Origin of the sequence: Micromonospora sp. NPDC023737, from assembly GCF_040639715.1 — a bacterium.
Taxonomy (GTDB): Bacteria; Actinomycetota; Actinomycetes; order Mycobacteriales; family Micromonosporaceae; genus Micromonospora.
This window is the reverse complement of the sequence record NZ_JBFAAL010000006.1, coordinates 230,049-248,741: the sequence shown is the minus strand read 5'-3', so window position 1 is coordinate 248,741 and position 18,693 is coordinate 230,049. Positions and strand designations below refer to the sequence as shown.

14 protein-coding genes are annotated in these 18,693 nt (G+C 69.9%); 6 read left to right on the top strand and 8 right to left on the bottom strand.

Going from position 1 to position 18,693, the window contains the following annotated elements:
* The first annotated feature begins 145 nt into the window (after positions 1-145).
* Together AB0F98_RS16470 and AB0F98_RS16465 are read left to right on the top strand one after the other, a co-directional pair.
* Positions 146-1,885, top strand: a complete 1,740-nt coding sequence (locus AB0F98_RS16470) for an amidohydrolase (protein WP_357735391.1) — start codon at positions 146-148, stop codon at positions 1,883-1,885.
* 272 nt (positions 1,886-2,157) lie between these two features.
* On the top strand, positions 2,158-2,619 hold the full coding sequence (locus AB0F98_RS16465) for a hypothetical protein (protein WP_357735388.1): 462 nt from the start codon (positions 2,158-2,160) through the stop codon (positions 2,617-2,619).
* Between the two features lie 36 nt (positions 2,620-2,655).
* On the opposite strand, the gene AB0F98_RS16460 is transcribed toward AB0F98_RS16465, so the two are convergent.
* Positions 2,656-3,627, bottom strand: a complete 972-nt coding sequence (locus AB0F98_RS16460) for an NADP-dependent oxidoreductase (RefSeq protein WP_357735384.1) — start codon at positions 3,625-3,627, stop codon at positions 2,656-2,658.
* Positions 3,628-3,813: 186 nt separating this feature from the next.
* On the opposite strand from AB0F98_RS16460, the gene AB0F98_RS16455 reads away from it, so the two are divergent.
* A complete protein-coding gene (locus AB0F98_RS16455; protein WP_357735381.1) occupies positions 3,814-4,845 on the top strand; it encodes a questin oxidase family protein in 1,032 nt (343 codons plus the stop codon).
* A gap of 382 nt (positions 4,846-5,227) precedes the next feature.
* Here the strand turns inward: AB0F98_RS16455 and AB0F98_RS16450 are convergent, their stop codons facing one another.
* Both AB0F98_RS16450 and AB0F98_RS16445 read right to left on the bottom strand, forming a co-directional pair.
* Positions 5,228-7,039, bottom strand: a complete 1,812-nt coding sequence (locus tag AB0F98_RS16450; protein WP_357735378.1) for a glycoside hydrolase family 15 protein — start codon at positions 7,037-7,039, stop codon at positions 5,228-5,230.
* A 33-nt stretch (positions 7,040-7,072) separates the two neighbouring features.
* Complete coding sequence (locus tag AB0F98_RS16445; protein ID WP_357735375.1) at positions 7,073-7,549, bottom strand: hypothetical protein; 477 nt, start codon at positions 7,547-7,549, stop codon at positions 7,073-7,075.
* Between the two features lie 41 nt (positions 7,550-7,590).
* Between AB0F98_RS16445 and AB0F98_RS16440 the strand changes: the two genes are divergently transcribed.
* Positions 7,591-7,722 (top strand): hypothetical protein, encoded by a 132-nt coding sequence (locus AB0F98_RS16440; protein WP_357735372.1) that lies wholly within the window; start codon positions 7,591-7,593, stop codon positions 7,720-7,722.
* A 375-nt stretch (positions 7,723-8,097) separates the two neighbouring features.
* On the opposite strand, the gene AB0F98_RS16435 is transcribed toward AB0F98_RS16440, so the two are convergent.
* From AB0F98_RS16435 to AB0F98_RS16415, 5 genes are all read right to left on the bottom strand, one after another.
* Positions 8,098-9,945 carry a glycoside hydrolase family 15 protein gene (locus tag AB0F98_RS16435; protein WP_357735369.1) on the bottom strand — a complete coding sequence of 616 codons (1,848 nt, stop codon included), beginning with the start codon at positions 9,943-9,945 and terminating at the stop codon, positions 8,098-8,100.
* Positions 9,946-10,114: 169 nt separating this feature from the next.
* The gene (locus AB0F98_RS16430) at positions 10,115-10,870 is read right to left on the bottom strand and encodes an SDR family oxidoreductase (RefSeq protein WP_357735367.1); all 756 of its coding nucleotides are present in this window, start codon (positions 10,868-10,870) and stop codon (positions 10,115-10,117) included.
* A 160-nt stretch (positions 10,871-11,030) separates the two neighbouring features.
* Positions 11,031-11,645 (bottom strand): TMEM175 family protein, encoded by a 615-nt coding sequence (locus AB0F98_RS16425; RefSeq protein ID WP_357735364.1) that lies wholly within the window; start codon positions 11,643-11,645, stop codon positions 11,031-11,033.
* Positions 11,646-11,876: 231 nt separating this feature from the next.
* The gene (locus AB0F98_RS16420; RefSeq protein ID WP_357735359.1) at positions 11,877-12,641 is read right to left on the bottom strand and encodes a DUF427 domain-containing protein; all 765 of its coding nucleotides are present in this window, start codon (positions 12,639-12,641) and stop codon (positions 11,877-11,879) included.
* Between the two features lie 168 nt (positions 12,642-12,809).
* Positions 12,810-13,007, bottom strand: coding sequence for a hypothetical protein (locus AB0F98_RS16415; RefSeq protein WP_357735356.1), 198 nt, complete (start codon positions 13,005-13,007; stop codon positions 12,810-12,812).
* Between the two features lie 299 nt (positions 13,008-13,306).
* Here AB0F98_RS16415 and AB0F98_RS16410 point away from each other — a divergent pair, with 299 nt between their 5' ends.
* Positions 13,307-16,624 carry a glycoside hydrolase family 97 catalytic domain-containing protein gene (locus AB0F98_RS16410; RefSeq protein ID WP_357735353.1) on the top strand — a complete coding sequence of 1,106 codons (3,318 nt, stop codon included), beginning with the start codon at positions 13,307-13,309 and terminating at the stop codon, positions 16,622-16,624.
* 382 nt (positions 16,625-17,006) lie between these two features.
* Positions 17,007-18,677 (top strand): GAF domain-containing sensor histidine kinase, encoded by a 1,671-nt coding sequence (locus tag AB0F98_RS16405; protein ID WP_357735710.1) that lies wholly within the window; start codon positions 17,007-17,009, stop codon positions 18,675-18,677.
* Positions 18,678-18,693 lie beyond the last annotated feature (16 nt).

Here is an 18,693-nt window from a genome sequence, read left to right as displayed (position 1 = left end):
CGCCTCCGCCGATCTTGACCATCGATTTCGATCGCTGATAGCGTCGGCGCGAAGGAAGCCGTCGATGTGACGGACCTCTGCCGGGCTGCAACGCCCGCCCGTCACGTGGACGACTCACGCTGCTCGAAACCGCCGAGGAGTCCCCGTGTGTGAGGCCTGCGCCACCCCGCCCCCCAGCCCGACCCTCACCCGCGCCCAGCTCCTGAGACTGCTCGGCGTCGGTGTCGGCGCCGCCGTGCTCCCGGCACTGCCCGGCAGCGCGGCCCAGGCCGCCACGTCGCACGGCACCGGCCGAGGGCCGGTCCTGGTGGAGAACGTCCGCGGCTACACCCTCACCCGCAAGGGGCGGCTGCGGGAGTTCTCCAGCATCCTGATCGCGCCGGACGGAAAGGTCGCCGGGCTCGACGCCCACGCGGGCCGGGGCGTACGACGCGTCAACGGCAAGGGCCGCGTCCTGCTCCCCGGCATGCACGACGCCCACGGCCACCTGTGGAGCTACGGCGCCCTCGCCTCGGAGCTGGACCTCAGCGGCACCCGGTCCCTCGCCGAGGCGCAGCAGGCCCTCGCCGCGTACGCCGCCGCCCACCCGGACCTGACCTGGATCACCGGGCGGGGCTGGAACCAGGTCATCTGGGGACTGGGGCGATTCCCGACCGCGGCCGACCTCGACGTGGTCGTCAGCGACCGGCCGGTGTGGCTGACCCGGGTCGACGGCCACGCGGGCGTGGCCAACACCGCGGCGCTGACTCTCGCCGGCGTCACCCAGGACACCCCGGACCCTGCCGGCGGTCAAATCATCCGCGACGCGGACGGGAACCCGACCGGGACGTTCATCGACAACGCGATGGGGCTGGTCTCCTCGGAGCTTCCCGCGCCGACCATCGAGGACGTACGCCAGCGCGCCCTCACCGCACAGCAGAAGCTCAACGCCGTCGGCATCACCTCCATCTCCGACGCCGGGACCGACGCCGCCGGCTACCTGATCCTGCGCGAGCTGGCCGGCGCGGGCACGCTGACGATGCGGGTGAACGCCTTCCTGAGCTGGGACGCGTTCACCGAGATCGGCGCCGACGTCCGCACGGACTCGTTCGCGGCCGACATGCTTCGCGTACGCACCGTGAAGCTCTACGTCGACGGGGCGTTGGGCAGTCGGGGCGCCGCCCTGCTCCAGCCGTACAGCGACGACCCCGCCAACACCGGCCTGCTGCGCATCGAGCCCGAGGAGTTGGACCGGCGGGTCCTGGCGATCCTCCGCCAGGGTTACCAGGTGGCGGTCCACGCCATCGGCGACCGCGGCAACCGGCTCGTGCTCGACGCGTATGAGAAGGCGTTCCGCCAGGTCGGGGACCGGGGGCTGCGGCACCGGATCGAACACGCCCAGGTCGTCGCGCTCGACGACATCCCGCGGTTCAAGAAGCTGGACCTCATCGCGTCGATGCAGCCGGTACACGCGACCGACGACATGAACATGGCCGAGGACCGGGTGGGACCGGAGCGCATCAAGGGCGCGTACGCGTGGCGCAAGCTGCTCGACCAGGGCACCGTCATCGCCTCCGGCTCCGACCTGCCGGTCTCCTCGGCCCTGCCCTTCGAGGGCATGCACGCCGCCGTGACCCGCACCGACCGGGAGGGTCGACCGGCCGGCGGGTGGTACTCCGAGGAGGCCATGACGCCGGTCGAGGCGCTGCGGTCGTTCACCCTGGACGCCGCGTACGCCGCCCATCAGGAGCGGGTGATCGGCACCCTCGAGCCGGGTAAGTGGGCCGATTTCGTGATCACCGACCTGGACCCGTTCCACCTGCCGGCCAGCCGGGCGATGTGGCAGACCGGGATCCTGCGGACCTGGGTCGGTGGACGGCAGGTCGGCGACTACGGCGACCTCTGAGCCGTACGGCCGGCGGTGTTCGCGCCGAGAGGCCGGCGGTTCGTCCGCCGGCCTCCGGACTGCCTTCGACGACGCCACAGACTGCTTCTCTCGCCGCGGGTGCCACGCGAGGCTGCCTCGACCGCTGCGCATGCGGTCTTTCGTTCCGGGAAGCTCAGCGCATGGGGGTATGAGCGGCCCCGCCTCGCCGGGCCGGTGGTCCGACGCCGGCTGTGCCAAAATCCTCGCGCTGCTGGCACCGGCACCGGCGGCGTCAGGGGAAGAGGCATGTGATGGGGTCCGACGGGCGACGGCTGGTGGCCCTGGTGCTCGCGGCTGTCACGATCGTGTCGGGGTGCGGCGGCCCGCCGCCCGAAAAGCGTTCGACGGCGGAGTTGCTCGCCATCGGGCAGGCCCGACTCGACGAGATCACAATCCCGGCGGGCTGGCAGCTGAGAGGCGGCAGACAAGGGGAGAGGTCGCGAGGCAAGCTCCGCTGGGAACGCGATTATCGGGTCGACACCGACCCGGATGCGGCGGTTCGCGAGTTGGACAATCGCATTACGGCGGCCGGGTGGACGCGCAGGCCGAAGGGATCCTGTCTGAACAGCAGCGGCGTGGCCTGCTGGACGTACGACAAGGGCGGGCTGAGCATCGTGCAGACTGCGCTAGCCGGCGCTGTCTGTCCGCATGATCAGCCGGTCTGTGCGGACGTGGACATGACCATGCGGCAGAACTTCGAAGAACCGATCTGATCCGTCAGATCCGGCCCGGGTGCAGCCCACGCGCTCTCAGCGCACGGTGAGCAGCAGCTTGCCCGGGAAGGAGGTCTGCAGGCGTCGATGCGCCTCCGCCGCCCGTCCCAACGGGAACTTCTCGGCGACGTGCACCTGGAACGGACCGGCCTCGATCAGCTGGTTGAGGCGCTGCAGCTGATCGGGGCCGGTCTGGCCGTCGTACGCCTGGACCGTCATGCCGGGCCGCTCGCTCGGCACCGGTTGCACTCCGTTGGCGTACGCGAGCACGCCGCCGTCGCGCAGCGTCTCGCTGAGCCGGTCCACCGTCTCGCCGCCCGCCATGGCGAGCAGGCCGTCGACGCCGTTCGGCGCGACCTCGCGGATCCGCGCCAGCACGTCGGCGATGTCGCCGTGGCCATCGAGGGCCACGTCGGCGCCGAGCCGGGTCACCAGTCCCACGCCCTCGGCTCCGGACGCCACGGCGATCACCTTGAGGTCCTGCCGTTTGGCCAACTGCACGGCCAGATGTCCCTGACCGCCGCTCGCGCCGAAGATCAGCAGCCACGCTCCGGCCGGCAGGCCGAGGACGTCCAACCCCGTCAACGCGGTCAGCGCGTCGGTGGGCATCGCCCCCGCATGTTCCACCGGCACTCCCGCCGGTAACTTCGCGGCGTACTGCGCCTTGGTCGCCGCGTACTCGGCGTAGAAGCCGCCCTTCGGGCGGGTGGCGTCGTACACGTAGACCAGGTCGCCCACGGCCACGTTGGTCACCTGACCGCCCGCGGCGACGACCGTCCCCGCGCCGTCGGTGCCGGGCACGATCGGAAACGAGGCGCCTTCGGGCACCAGCATGCCCTCACGTTCGAGGGCGTCCCACACCCCCACGCCGGCACTCCAGACCTTGATCAGGATCTCGTCGTCGGCGATCTGCGGCACGGGCAGGATGCGCGGAGTGATCACCTCCGGACCGCCGAACTCGTCGAGGGCCGCCGCCTGCATCCGGTCGGGCACGTCGCCGTCTGCCATCTGGAATTCCTCTCCGCCCCGGCATCGTCGATCGCAGCATGCCGTAAGCCCATCCCGGCTGGTCCGTGCTGAGCGCCGTTCACCCGGTCGGGCTACCGCCCACGGGGTGGTGCCGGGAGCGTCCTGGGGATCGGTCGACGACCTCGGCTTGACTTCAAGCATTGTTTAGCTTGCAAGGTCGTTCACATGACGGATTCAGTGCTTGACGAGGTGTACGAGCGGGTGCACCACACCGGCCCGGAGCGGAACGGCTGGCTGTCCAACCACGCGCCGATGGCGGCCGAGGCGCTGGTGCAGCGCGGCCACGAGCGGGCCGTTCACCGGTGGTTCGACTCCTACGCCCACCAGTTGGAAGAGCGGCCACGAGGAATCCGCACCATCCCGGAGGACGAGTGGCGTGATCCGCTCGGCGACCCGGTACGTACCGGTGACTGGCTGAACTTCTTCGACCGTGCGCTCGCCGGTGAACAGTGGCGAACGGTCCTCGTTCGGTGGTGGCCGCGGTTGCTGCCCGGCATCGCCGCGGGCGCCACCCACGGAGTGATCCGCGTCGGCCACGCCGTGCGGGCCCTGCTCGACGGCGAGACCGAGCCGCGGGTCGCCGAACTGGGCCAGGGTTTGGCCTACTGGGCCGCGCGGTGGCAGCCGCTCGCACCGCCCGGCGCCGGACCGTACCGGGCGACCGACGCGCGGTCCGCGCTCGACGCGGTCCCGCGCGTACCTGACCAGCGGTCCGGCATCCGGGCTCGCCTCGCTCAACTGGCGGACCTGGCCGCCTGGCCGGCAGCGGCCGGCGCGGTGCCCGGCAGTTCCAGCGACGACGTGTCGACCCGACTCGCCGAGGTCGTGGACGCCGCCGTCGCCCGGCACGGCACGCACGGGTACGCCAACCCGGTCATGCTCGTACACGCCGCCACCGCGCCGAACGCCGTCCTGCGGGCCCTGCCGGCTCTGCCGTCCGCCCTTCGGCAGCCGAGCCTCGCCGCCGCTTGGGCCGCGACGGCCGCGGTCACCGCCGCCTACGCCCCGGCCGAGGCGCGACCTGTCCCGACCGTCGGCAGCGGGCTGAACCTCGACGAGATCATGCTCCGTGCGGTGGACAGCGGGGACGCTCACGCGATCAAGTTCGTCGACACCGCCATCGACGCGTACGCCCGCACCGGAGATCCGGCCCTGCCCGCCATTGCCGCCCAGTCGGTGGCGCAGATCGCCGAGTGACGTTCTCGTTCGTCGCGTCACGCCAAGCAGCCGGCGGCGGCTCCCGACCGGCTAACGGGGCAGTCAGCTACTGCCGTCTGAGTGCGCGCTAGTACACCCAAGTAAGCGTTGGGTAGAGTAGTGGCCGCCGGGCGGGCGAAAACCAAACTTGCCCGACGCATGTGAGCCCTGCGGCGGCAGGTGAAATGCGCGGGTACCGGGAGTGCCTCGGGAGCCAGACCCCTGCTCGGGGTCGAATGGACGTGGAGACCGTGTAAGACCAGGACGTGTCTTGGCTGTGGTCGGTGAAGCGTCAACCTTGCACCGCGTCAGCGGGTCAGACGAGGAGCGTCTGCTGGTAACGGCGGACTGTGAACGTGGGTGCTCACCAGAGTGCACTCGCTCACAACGGTGCGTCGCGAATGGCGAGTGCAGCTTGGACGAGCGCGGCGTGGGTCAGTGTCTGCGGGTAGTTGCCGAGGTGGGCTCCGGTCGCGGGGTCCATCTCCTCGGGGTAGAGGCCGAGTGGGCTGGCGAGGTCGAGCATGGTCCGGAACAGCTCGACCGCCTCGCTGCGGCGTCCGGTGCTCGCCAGAGCCTGGACGAGCCAGAACGAACAGGGCAGGAACGCGCCCTCGGTACCGGGGAGGCCGTCGCGTCCCGGGGGGTAGCGGTACAGCAGCGGGCCGCCGGCGGAGAGCCGGTCCCGGATGGCGTCGATGGTGCCCCGCACCCGGGTCGAATCGGCGCTGTCCATGCCCAGCAACGGCAGGACGAGCAGGGCCGCGTCGAGGTCCCGGGATCCGTAGCCGCGGACGTAGCTGGCCGCTGTCGGGTCGAAGCCGGATACCCGGACCTCGGCGGCGATGGCGTCTCGTGTTTCCTGCCAGCGTCGGCGTTGCCGGCCGGGCAGGGGGTGAGTGTCGGCGATGCGCAGGGCCCGGTCCAGGGCGAGCCAGCCCATGAGCTTGGAATGTATGTGTTGGGCGGGTTCGCGGACCTCCCAGATGCCGGCGTCGGGCTCCTGCCAGCATCGGGCGACCACGTCGGCGAAGCCGCGCACCGCCCGCCACGTCTCGCTGTAGAGGCGCTGCCCGGCCTGCACGAACGTCCAGGCGGCGTCGATCACCCAGCCGTAGCCGTCGAGTTGGTGTTGCCCGGCGGCGGCGTTGCCGATCCGTACGGGGACGCTGTCGAGGTAGCCGGGCCACCCGGGCAGTTCCCGTTCCCGCGGTACGTGCCGGCCGTGCAGGGTGAGCACTGCCGGCAGGCGTGGCCGCTGCAGCCGGCTGGCGTGCAGCAGCCAGGCGAGGAATCCGCGGGCCTCGTCGGGTTTGCCGACGCTGAGGAAGGCGCTGACACCGATGCTGGCGTCCCGGGGCCAGACATAGCGGTAGTCCCAGTTGCGCACTCCGCCGGGATCCTCGGGGAGCGACGTCGTGGGTGCGGCCACCGGGGCCCGCGAGGGCGAGTAGGTCAGCAGCCGCATGGTGAGCAGGCTTCGTATGACGTGTTCCCGGAAGGGCAGTGACTCGTCGATCTCGGCGCTCCAGGCTTGCCAGCGGTCCTCGTCCTCGTTGAGCAGTTTCCAGGCGGCTGCCGGCTCGACGTGGATCAGCGGTTCGCGGTGGGCCACGGCCAGCACGAGGGTGATCGGTTGGCCGGGCCGAACCGTGATCAGGGTAGGCCGGCCGGGTTCGATGGCGAGCGTGGGGCTGCTGCTCAGCGAGACGGCGAGCGAACCCCACTGACACACCAGGGCCTGGTGCCGGTGGTGGACTCGGGGTCGGCGGTGCCGTACGCCGACGCGGGGGTCGAAGTCGACGACCGCGTCGACCGCCGCTTCCTCGGCCGAGAGCCGCCGCACGATCAGTGTCGTGGGCAGCAGGCGGCCGCTGACCTCGGCGATCATGGCCTCGGTGAGGGTGAGTCGGCTGCTGCCCACCGCCCAGGTCGTCTCCAGGGTGGCGCTGTGCCGGCGGTAGTGCCGTTTCACGATGGTGGCCGGTCGGGCCGGGCCGACCCGGTACGTTCCCGCATCCGGGCCTCCGACCAGCCGGCCGAACAGGGGCTCGCCGTCGAAACGGGGAACGCAGAGCCAGTCGATGGCGCCGTCGCCGGCGACGAGGGCGGCGGTGCGGGTGTCTCCCAGCAGGCCGTAGTCGCTGATCGGCGTGGGGGATCGGGGACTGGTCGTGTCGGACCGGCCGGTCATGGGATCGCCTCCTGAGGAGTCGCCGAACGCGGGTCAGTGCGGCTGGAGAAGCACTCCGAGGACCACCCCGTACATGATGTGGACGACGGCCGCGACCGCCGGGGTCTGGTTGCCGTAGTTGAGGGCGAACAGACCGGGCGGCTCCAGCACGGCCGTGCTGGCCGGGCCGGCCCGCTGGGAGGCGATGCGCGGGTGTACGCCCGGAAGCAGCGGCAGGAGCACCGTCAGCGCGATCCCGACGTGAACGGTCCCGAGCAGCGCCCCGATCCACCAGGTGGCGTGGTGCAGCAGAGCGAACGTGGCCGTGTAGCCGAGGGCGAAGCCCTGACCGGCGCCGAGGTGCATGAAGAAGCCGACGATGCGGGCGCGGTCGGGGTCCTCGGTGACGAGGGTTCCGAGTAGCAGGGGAAAATCGATACGAGTGAGGCCGGCCAGTTGAGCGGCGGTCAGCGCCGCGGTGAGCGCCGTGGTGGCGACCAGCCCGAACAATGCCCACCCGGCCCAGTCCATCTCAGCAGTGGTGGACGACTGGCGCGTGCGGTGTCGGCCCGGTGTCGGCCGGGCAGGCGCTGGCGACGGCGGCCTCGGCGGGCGACCTGCTGGCGCGGGAGGGGTTGTCCGTCGGCACCCGGCACCGCGACGTCAGCTTGGTCATCGGTCCGCCCTCCGGCTGGACGAGGTGAAGTCAACGGCCGTGATCGGAATGCTCGCGTCGCGCCGCCCGTGGGCCGACGGCGGGCGCGCCGGTTTTTCACCATAGGCCACGGAGCTTCGACCTGTGGTCTGCTTCCGGCGCAACCGGGCCATGGCGGTACCCACGAGGCGGACAGCACGGTCACCCCAGATCCGCATCGGGGACACCGCCCCCTTGAATTTCCACGGGGGTGGTCATGGCCTTGGTTAACCCGGCTCCCGACTCGAGCCGAAGGATCACGGCACGGAGATCCGCTGCTATCTGCGTGACCCTGACGGATACCTGGTGGAGGTCGGGCAGGGCCTCTGACGGCGTCGTCTGGTTTCCCGGAGGCCGGGCCGCCCACGGTGGCCGCCGACCGTCGTCAGCCGTCGTTCACCGGTCGCTCGTTCTCGTGCCCTGCGGGGATGCGCCGGTCAGGAGCCGGTGGCAGGTCCTGATGCCCGGCGTCCAGGTCGGTGAGGTCTCCGGCGGCGTTGATGAGCCCGATGTGCGAGAGCGCCTGGGGGAAGTTGCCGAGAGCTTGCCCGCTGCGTGGATCGACCTGTTCGGCGAGCAGGCCGAGGTCGTTCACCTGGTCGGCGAGGTGCTCGAAGAGCTGCCCGGCCCGGTCGCGCTCGCCGGCCAGCGCCAGACAGCTGACCATCCAGAAGGAGCAGATCACGAAGCCGGCGGGGTCGCCCTCCCAGCGGCGCAGCAGGCCGTTCTCGGACAGCCTCTCCTCGATCTTGCGGATGGTGGAACGCATTCTCGGGTCGTCGGCGGGAAGGAAGCCGACCAACGGCATCAGTAGCACCGACGCGTCGAGCTCTTCGCTGTCGAACGCCCCGGTGAAGGCCTGCAGCCGGTCGCTCCAGCCTTGGCTCAGCACGGCTCGTCGCACCTCGTCCCGTGCCGCCGCCCAGCCGGCGATCTCCGCTTCGGAACCCAGATCGGACCCGAAGCGGACGGCTCGGTCCAGCGCCGTCCAGCACTGCACCTTCGACGACACGTAGTGGCGTTCGGCGTCGCGTGCCTCCCACATGCCGGCGTCCGGCAGGTGCCAGTCCCGCGCGGCCCGCTCGGTTATCGCGCGCAGCAGTTGGCGGATACCCGGCGGCATCGGGTCGAGATGCTCCCGCATCAGCCAGGAGGCGCTGAGCGGCTCGCCGAGCACATCGTTCTGCCGTTGCCGCCACGCGTCGTTGCCCACCAGCACCGGGTGGCTGCCGGCGTAGCCGGCCAGGTGGTCGAGGTGGTGTTCGGTGAGGTCCCGTTCCCCCTCCACCCCGTACATGATCGGTACGATGCCCTCGTTCATGCCCATCGAATGGACCAGCCATCCGATGTGCAGTTCGAGCTCGTCGACGCAGGTCACGCGCCAGAGCGCCTCGAGGGTGAAGCTGAAGTCGCGTACCCAGGCGTAGCGGTAGTCGTAGTTGCGGTCACCGCCCAGTTCCTCGGGCAGGGACATCGTCGGGGCGGCCACCACCGCGCCGCTGGGCCGGTAGGTCATGCCCTGCACCACCAGGGCGCTGCGTCGCACCTGGTCGTGGTAGAGGCCCCGGTAGTCGTGCATCCTCATCCAGGAGCGCCACCCCGCAGCGGCATTCTCGATCACCTGTTCGGCGTCGAGCACCGCCGGGGGGCCCGCGTCGTAGGCGGGCGCGTACGCCAGGGTGAAGCGTTGCGTCTCGCCGGCCCGCACGGTGAACGACCCGATCGCCTCGCCGACGTCGCAGACCAGTGGGATCGTCACGCGCAGATCCAACTGGGCCGACGCGGCGGTGGCGACCAGCGCGTCGTTCTGCTGTACCAGCTGCGGGACCATCCGGCCGTACTCGAACCGTGGCCGGTAGTGCATCCGTAGCGGCACCTCGCCGGTGAGCCCGCGCACCACCCGGGCCAGCACCCTCGGCGAGCGCAGGCCCACCTCGTGGCCACGCGCGCCGGGTTCCAGGGCGAGCGCGTCGGTCACCGCCACGCGGCCGGTCGCGGTGGTGAAGACGGTACGAAGCACGAGCGTGTCGGTCAGGTAGGCACGTTCCGTGCTGAACCTGCCTTCCGGGCGGATCTCCCAGTGCCCGGCGTCCTCGTCGAGCAGGTTGGCGAAGACCGACGGAGCGTCGAACCGTGCGGGGCACCACCAGTTCACCGAGCCGTTGCGGTCCACCAGCACCGCGCTGCGGCCATCGGCCAGGAAGCCGTGCTCCGCGATCCGTCCGCCCTTCATGGGCGGGGACTACCCGAGCGGAACGCAGTGACACACCGCGTCGACTCGGACGGCTCCTACCTGTTCGTCTTCGACGAGCAGCACGGGAGCATCCGGGTGGCGTCCGAGCCCGGAGACACCCGGTTGACCGTGCCGCTGCCGCGAGACGGTCGCGCAGCTGGGCGTCGCGTTACCTACCGGACCCGGTGCGGCCCAGCCAGTCGGCGTACGTGATCTCCCCGAGCACCGCCCCGTCGTCCGGCACCAGACTCCGCTCGTCCAACTCGGAGCCGAAGTAGCGCGCGTGCGGGTCGGTGACCACCTCACGCGGATCACCCAGAGCAACCAGGGCGCTCCGGAAGAACTCGTCCATCCGGAGCCGCTCAGGCCCGGCGATCTCGACCCGACCGTTCACGGGCGAACCCATCGACACCCGGCCGAGAGCCTGGGCCACCTCGTCGCCGGCCATGGGTTGGAAGAGCACCGGTGCCATCCGGACCGTGTCGCCGTCCGCGGCGGAGTCGGCGATGCCCTTGACGAACTCGAAGAACTGCGTCGCGTGCACGATCGAGAACGGGATCGACGACTCTTCGATCAGCTTCTCCTGTGCGAGCTTCGCCCGGAAGTAGCCGTTCTCGGGCAGTCGATCGGTTCCAACGATCGACAGGGCCACATGGTGCCCGACCCCGGCCGCCGCTTCCGCGGCGAGCAGATTCCGGGTGGAGGTCTTGAAGAACTCGAGCACCGCATTGTCCTCCCACGAGGGGGCGTTCGCCACGTCGACCACCACGGACGCGCCGGCCAGCGCCTCGGCCAGGCCCTCGCCGGTGATGGTGTTGACGCCGGTCTTCGGCGACGCGGGCACCGCCTCGTGGCCGTGCTCGCGGAGCTTCGTCACGAGCTTCGACCCGATAAGGCCGGTGCCGCCGATTACCACGATCTTCATGTCGATCCTTCCTGTTGACCGGGGCACCAGTTGCCATCCGGTCACTAGTTAAGACCGGGAACCTCCCGGCCTGTGACATCTCCCGAAAAATGCCGCCCATAGGCGCGCTACCGGTGTCCCGGCGGTGTGAGCGGGGTCCTGCCTCACCGGCCGTGGGCCCTCAGGCGGGAGCCTCGTTCTGATGCAGCGCACGGTAGATGCGGCGGTCGGGGACGACCCACATGATCACGATGAGGACGAAGCACGTCATGGCGATCCAGACACCGACATGCCCGTCCCGGTCGATCGTCAGGGCACTGAGGACGCCGGCGATGTCGAACGCTATGGAGAGCTTGCCCTTGAGGTCGGCTCCGACGGCCCGGTGCAGCGGTGAGTCCGGTCCCTCCTGCCGGATGATCACCGTCTGGAGTACGACGTAGGCGATGGCGGCGCTGAGCAGGTTCAGGCCGTAGATGACGACCGGAGTCTGTTCGAACCTCGATTCGGAGACCCAGGCGGTCGTGAACGGGACGAGCGACAGGCAGAACAACAGCCCCAGGTTCGCCCACAGCACACCGCCGCTGACCTGCCGAACCAGGTGGAACATCTGATGGTGGGTGTTCCAGTAGATACCCACGAACACGAAGCTGAGCAGATACACCAGCAGCCCGACTCCGCTGGTGTGGAGGAGGTCGGAGTAGCTGTGCCCCTCCGGGACCTTCAGCTCCAGCACCATGATCGTGATGATGATGGCGAGCACGCCATCACTGAACGCCTCAAGCCGACCGGTCCTCACCGCGGCACCCCGTCCTTCTCCTGCTGATACTCGACGCCGTCGTGGCTTCGGGGATTTCTCCAGCAGCCGAGACAGGATTGCGGCGCCGGCCGTGACGAGGTGTGCTCGCCGTCACAGCGGCCGGGCCGGGATGCGGCCGCGTGTAGCAGGCACGACGTGGCCGAGCCGCGCCGGCGACCCGGTGGGTACCCGCCGCTGGGAGCTGCGCGCTCGGCCGGCCGACGGTCGTCGTCAGGAGAAGTGCGTCTTCGGCCGGGTGAGCCGCTCCCCGTCCACGACCAGGTCGACTTTCTCGTTGTAGAAGGCGACCAACCCGGCGATCGGGATGAGCGCGCTGGTGGGGAACTCGTACGACCAGGCCAGGTCCGGGTGGGCGGTGTCGCCGACGCGTACCGACCAGTAGCGGCTCGTGCGGCCCTTGTACGGGCAGGCGGTCGTCGTCTTCGACGCCACGAGGTGCTCGAAGTTCACCTCGGTCCGGTTGAGGTAGTAACGGGTGGGCAGCCCGGTTTCGAAGACCAGTACCGGTGACGCCGACTCGGCCAGTACGAGCCCGTCGAGTTCCACCCGGACGTGCCGGGTGGACCGCAGTGCATCGACCCGGGAGTACGGGTTGCGGGGGTGCACGAAGACCTCTTCGTCCTCCTCGAACCAGCTGTCCATGGCGGCCCAGTCGAATCGAACCGTGTCCGCCAGTCCGGGCAGCGCGTCGTCTTCGTAGCATCGAGCGGACGACGGGCGGGACGTCTGACCGACCTGCAGCCCGTACACCTGTCCGGTCCCGCACGGGATCCGCTCCGTGCGGTGTTCATCGACCAGCAGGCTTCGGTTCACGTCATTGAGCGGGATGTAGTAGTGGGGGTAGAAGGGCCACTCCCACACGTACTGGGCCCGTGTCGTGTCCAGCACCAGCTCGCCGGCGAGGTACGCGCGGATCCGGCGGGGCACCGGCTCGACGCGGTCGTCCGGGCCGATCGCCTGCGGATAATCTCGCACCTTTCCTCCAGTTCACGACGGGCCTGGTTGGGGTGGCACCGGCTCAACGATCAAGAGGCCTTTGACGTCTCGCGCCGGTCGACCGCTGACCACCCGACGTTGGAGCGGCGCCGTGGTCGCGCCGACGTGTCGCGCGTGCCGCTCAACGATGATGTACCGCCAGGAAGGTCAGTGCCCGTTGCCTCGGTCCGGCCCGTTGCGACCGCGAATGGCTGCCTCCAACCGCAGGCCGAGACCGATGACGACGAACAACAGGGCCAGGATGAATGGACGGTCGGTGGTCGTGCCGAGGGTGAGCATGGCGATGAGCAGCCCGACGACGATGGCCGCGGTACCGACGTTCCGCAGGGTCACGGTGATGAACACGCCGCTGAGTGTGTCAGGGGCCAGGGCGGCCCGCGGTTCGGCCGCGCTGCCGGCGCCCCGCCGACGCGACTGTGGACGTGCCACGTCGCGCGGTCGCGCAGGCGGCTGCCACCGTCCTTTGCGGATTGTCGATTCTCCGTGCGCAGCCCGCCGATTGGTGACGCGCATAACAACAGGCAGCCCGGCATTTCCAGCGTAAAGGGCCCTGAATCCTCGGAATTCTGTGTGTTGACCACCGGCGCACGTCATCCCTAGGGTCCCTGATTGTTTCGGTCGGGTTACGGCCGCTTCGGGCGAGGATGGGACAGACAATGAACAGTGCTGGCCGAAGGCCGACGCTGAGGACCGCTTTGGTGGCAACGACAGCCCTCGCACTCTCAGCCGGGCTCCTCGCGGCGCCTGCGCGCGCGAACGAGCCACTGGCTCCAGTCGTACCGGCAGCTATGGTCGCGGTGCCTGAGAGCGCTGGGCAGGTGGTGAAGTCTCCTGACGGATCGCTGGGCGTTGTGATCAGCGTTGACGGCGGGCGGCTCACCTACAGCGTCACGAATCGCGGCAAGGTGGTCGTCGGTGCTTCCGGGCTCGGCATCGACCTCGCGGGACGACCCAGCCTGACCCAGGCCATGAGCATCGAGTCCGTCCAACGCCGCACCATCGACGAGACGTGGAAGCCGCTTTGGGGGACTGACAGCAAGGTTCGCAACCACGCTGGTGAACTCACGGTCCACGCCGTGCAGGCTGACACCGGGTTCCGTCTGGACGTCATCGTTCGCGTCTTCGACGACGGCGTCGGGTTTCGCTACCACATCCCGGCCCAGCCGGGACTCGACGCCTACACGGTGACCGCTGAGCGAACCGAGTTCGGTTTGGACCCTGCCTCGCGAAGCTGGTCGCTGGCCGCCGGCACGGACTGGAACGCCGACGAGCAGCACTACCGCGACCAGCCACTGTCGGCCGTACCGACCGCCCAGACGCCCATCACTCTGGCGGCTGGCAACACCTACATGGTGGTGCACGAAGCCGACCTGACCGACTACCCGAGCATGACGCTGAAGGCGGTGCCGGGCCAGCCGGGCCGGTTCACGAGCGACCTGATCAGTCTGCCGGACGGCACGAAGGCGAAGCTGCGCGGCGAGTTCTCCACCCCGTGGCGCACCCTGACCATCGGTGAGCGGCCGGGTGACCTGGCCGAGTCCCACCTGATCGAAAACCTCAACGACCCGTGCCAGATCTGCGCCGGGGACACGTCCTGGATCAAGCCTGCCACGTACGTCGGTGTGTGGTGGGAGCTTCAGCGCCGCCAGACCACCTGGAACTACGGACCGAACCACGGTGCCACCACCGCTCGCGTGAAGCAGTACATCGATCTGGCGAAGCGGGCAGGTTCCAAGTACGTACTCGCCGAGGGTTGGAACACGAACGCCGGCGGCACCTGGGCGAACCAGGATTTCCTCACCCCGCAGCCCGACTTCGATCTTCCCGCGGTGCTCGAGTACGCCGAGCAGAACGGTGTCGGGTTCGTCGCGCACAACGAGACGCGGGGCGACGTCGACTACTACGACGCGCACATCGAGGAGATCTTCTCCCGGTACGAGGAACTCGGGATCCACGCGATCAAGACCGGCTACGCCACCAAGTTCCTGCTGGGTGGGGTGAATCGCAGCCACTTCGATCAGGAAGCCGTGCGGCACTACCAGCGCGTGATCGATGCGGCGGCCCGCCACCACATCACGATCGACGCCCACGAGGCGATCAAGCCGACCGGGCTTGCCCGCACGTACCCCAACATGATGACCGGTGAGGGCGTCGCCGGGATGGAGCAGCAGAACCACAAGGGCGTGAACGGCAACCCACCGGCGCAGGCCACCATTCTGCCGTTCACCCGGTTCATGGGTGGCCCGGCCGACTACACCCCCGGTGTCCTGAACGTGACCTGGGACCCGGCCAAGCTCGGCACCCGCGTCCAGACCACCTCGGCTGCCCAGTTGGCGCTGTCCACGCTCTTCTACAGCCCGATGCAGATGCTCGCGGACACCCCTGAGAACTACGCCGCGCATCCGGGCTTCGCGTTCCTGAAGGACATGCCCACCACGTGGGACGAGAGCCGGATCCTCGACAGCGCGATCGGCGACTACACGACGGCGGCCCGACGTCACGGCGACACCTGGTACCTCAGCGCGATCACCGACGAGAACGACCGCACCCTCCAGATGCCCCTGTCGTTCCTGGCGCACGGCGAGTACGTGGCCGAAATCTACGCCGATGCGGCCGAGACGACCTGGCGCGGGAGTCCACTGCCGATCGAGACCAGTAAGGTGCTCGTCCGCCCGTCGACCGTGCTCAGCATGTCGCTGGTCGGCGGAGGCGGGCAAGCGGTCCGGATCCGGCCGGCGACCAAGGAGGACCGACGCACGCTCCACCGGTACACCCCACCCCGCCCCGGCTTCGGATCCGCCCAAGCCACCCTGGACGCGGACACGCAACGCCTGACCGTGACCGCGCCGCTCACCAACCCCGGAAGCACCGTGGCGGCTGTCCCCACCCAACTGGTCCTCGACGGGCGCGCCGTCGGCGAACCGCGGACCGTACGGATCGCCGGAGCTGGAAGCAGCACCGTCGAGCTGACCCTGCCGGCGAGCCAGGTCCCCGACCAGGATTTCACGGTCGCCGTCGGCTCACCGAACGGCGAACGCGGTAAGCCGGCCCGGGTCACGCAGACGCGGTCGATGTCGCAGCTGATCCGTCAGCTGCACAAGTCGGGCGCGGTGACGCGGACGGCGTTCACGACGCTGCAACGCCAAGTCAACGATGCCGAGTCCGAGCTGCGTCACGGAGACGTGACGGGACGGCTGCTCGCGCTTCAGGACCTGCGCATGGACCTCTACCGTCTGCCGGTGCCGCAGGTCGGTGCGCAGGCGCGGACCGCGATCGACGAGCTGCTCAGCATCCGGCTCGGCTCGCCTCGCGGGTTGCTCTCGATCGCCGGGAACGTACGACTGGCAACCGACCAGGGGAGCATCGCCCCAGCACTGTCGCAGCGGCTCCTCGACGAGATTGCCGCTGCGGCCCGGTCGGCATCCGAGAACGACAACGCGGCGATGCGGGACGCGCTCGACCGGTTCGATGCCCTCATCACGGCCGCTCCGGCCGGACAGGTCGACCCTGACGTCGCAGCGGACCTGCTCGCGTCCGTCGACGTGATCGCCGCCGGTCCCCGTACCCACGAGGCGGAGGCCGCGCAACTGCTCGGTGCGGCCTGCCGGCGTACCGATCACACCGGATACACCGGCAGCGGCTTCGTGGCCTGTCTCAAGACCAAGGACAGCGGCCTACGATTCAACGCCGCCGTGGCGGTGGACGGCGACTACACGCTGCGAATCCGGTACGCCAACGCCATGGGTAACACCCGAACCATGACCCTGAGCAGCGGAACCGAGTCGCTCGTGCTCCAGTTGCCGACCCTCGCGAACTGGGACACCTGGTCCGAGCACACCGTCACACTCCCGATCACCGCCGGCGACGCCGTGGACATCGTGTTCGGGCCCAACGACGACGGCAACGTCAACGTCGACTCGATCACCCTCGAACCAGACCTGGGGGTCGTCAAGCGAGCATGAGGTTCAAGGTGGGGAGGGCTGGCCCGTCGGGTCCGCCCTCCCCGCCGTTTCTACCCGCTGGTCGGCCGAAGGCGCCGGCCACCAACGCAGAGGAGAGCGTGTCCCGAGCCACGGGCTTCGACGACGCTGTGATTGACCAAGCGTGCCAATCGTCGGCGGAAGGTTCACCACCCGGCCGGTTCCAGTACGGACTGAAGGGCTGGCGGTCCGTGAACATCCGTGCTGACGCCGGTGGCTGGCCTTCTGTCGTCGCTCGTGGTGGCGCCTGGACCAGGAAGTGCCTCATCGGGGCTGCCGGACCGACCTGGGCCGCCGATACCATCAGCGCGTGACCGAGTCGACGCCACCGGCCGAGGAAGGCTTCTCGCCTCTGTCGCTGGGCATCACCCCACTGTCCCGGGTCCGGCTCGACGAACTGCTTCAGGAGACGCTGGACCGGGTCGGCGAGGTGGTCACCAGCCGGGAGCGGCTACGTGCGCTGCTGGACGCGGTGGTCGGAATCAGCACCGACCTGGATCTGCACAGCACCCTGGACCGGATCGTGGCCGCGGCCTGCCGGCTGGCCGGTGCCCGGTACGGCGCGCTGGGCATCATCGGCGCCGACCGGGAGCTGACCGACTTCATCACGCACGGCATCGACGCCGGGACGAGGGCGCGGATCGGTGACCTGCCACACGGGCGCGGCGTGCTCGGCCTGCTGATCGCCGACCCTCGCCCGGTCCGGATGCCGGACATCACCCGGCATCCGCAGTCGTACGGCTTCCCACCCAACCACCCGCCGATGCACAGCTTCCTCGGGGTTCCGGTACGGATCCGCGACCAGGTGTTCGGCAATCTCTACCTGGCCGAGAAGCAGGGCGCGGCGGAGTTCACCGACGACGACGAGGAGATCGTCGCCGCGCTCGCCGCCGCCGCCGGGGTGATCATCGAGAATGCCCGCCTGTTCGCGGTGGCACATCGTCGCGAACGATGGTTGGCCGCTGCCGCCGAGATCACCGGTGTCCTGCTGGGCGAGGTGCGCCGTACCGACGCGCTGCGGCTGATCGCGCGGCGGGCCCGGGAGGTCGCCGAGGCCGAGGTGGCGATGGTCCTGCTCTATGACGACGAAGCCGGAGTGTTTACGGTGGAGGTCGTCGACGGGGCCGCGGCGTCCGGCGAGTTGGTCGGCGCGGTGCTGGCCGCGGCGGACACCGATTTCGTCGACCCGGTGACCCGGCGCCGGCAGGCCGTGTTGGAGAGCCTCGCCAAGGCGGCGCCATGGCCGTCGCCGGTCGGTACAGGCCCGGCATTGATCTCACCGCTGACCGCCGGCGACGCCCTGCACGGTGTCCTCGTCATCGCCTACCCGCCAGGACAGCAGGCGGGCAGCGATGTGGAGGGCGCGCTGCTGGCGACGTTCGCCGGGCAGGCTGCGCTGGCTCTGGAGCGGGCCCGGGCGCAGGAGGAACGGGAGCTGCTGGTGGTCCTGGAGGACCGGGAGCGGATCGCCCGGGACCTGCACGACGTGGTGATCCAGCGGCTCTTCGCGATGGGCCTTCAGCTGCAGACGGTGGCGCCGCTGGCAAGCCGGCCGGACGTACGGCAGCGACTCAACGCGACCGTCGACGACTTGGACTCCACGATCCGGGACATCCGGCGGGCGATCTTCGAGCTGCGTACCCCGATGACGGCCGCGCTTCGCACCGAGATCCGGGACTTGGTCGCCGGGGCCGCCGAGGCGTTGGGCTTCCGTCCGGAGTTGGAGCTATCCGGCCCGGTCGACAGCGCTGTACCCGACGGGCTGCGCCCCGACCTGCTCGCGGTGCTCAACGAGGCCCTGTCGAACGCGGTACGGCACGCGCGGGCGAGCCGGATCGCGGTCACTGTCGACGTCCGGGACGGCGAACTCGTCGTACAGGTGGCCGACGACGGTGTCGGCACCGATCCGGCGCGAGCCCGCGGCGGCCTGGTCAACCTGCGGGAACGCGCGGAACGGCACGGTGGCACGCTGCGGATCGAGCAGGCGGACCCGAGCGGTACGGTTCTCATCTGGCGAGTGCCGCTGCGCGACTGATCCCCCGGGGCGCGCG

What these genes read in the sequence shown, in the direction of transcription:
- AB0F98_RS16455 (WP_357735381.1), top strand. Translation starts at nt 3,814, where the DNA reads ATGACGGATTCAGTGCTTGACGAGGTGTACGAGCGGGTGCACCACACC.
- AB0F98_RS16430 (WP_357735367.1), bottom strand. Translation starts at nt 10,870, where the DNA reads ATGAAGATCGTGGTAATCGGCGGCACCGGCCTTATCGGGTCGAAGCTC.
- AB0F98_RS16450 (WP_357735378.1), bottom strand. Translation starts at nt 7,039, where the DNA reads ATGACCGGCCGGTCCGACACGACCAGTCCCCGATCCCCCACGCCGATC.
- AB0F98_RS16460 (WP_357735384.1), bottom strand. Translation starts at nt 3,627, where the DNA reads ATGGCAGACGGCGACGTGCCCGACCGGATGCAGGCGGCGGCCCTCGAC.
- AB0F98_RS16435 (WP_357735369.1), bottom strand. Translation starts at nt 9,945, where the DNA reads ATGAAGGGCGGACGGATCGCGGAGCACGGCTTCCTGGCCGATGGCCGC.
- AB0F98_RS16410 (WP_357735353.1), top strand. Translation starts at nt 13,307, where the DNA reads ATGGGACAGACAATGAACAGTGCTGGCCGAAGGCCGACGCTGAGGACC.
- AB0F98_RS16445 (WP_357735375.1), bottom strand. Translation starts at nt 7,549, where the DNA reads ATGGACTGGGCCGGGTGGGCATTGTTCGGGCTGGTCGCCACCACGGCG.
- AB0F98_RS16465 (WP_357735388.1), top strand. Translation starts at nt 2,158, where the DNA reads ATGGGGTCCGACGGGCGACGGCTGGTGGCCCTGGTGCTCGCGGCTGTC.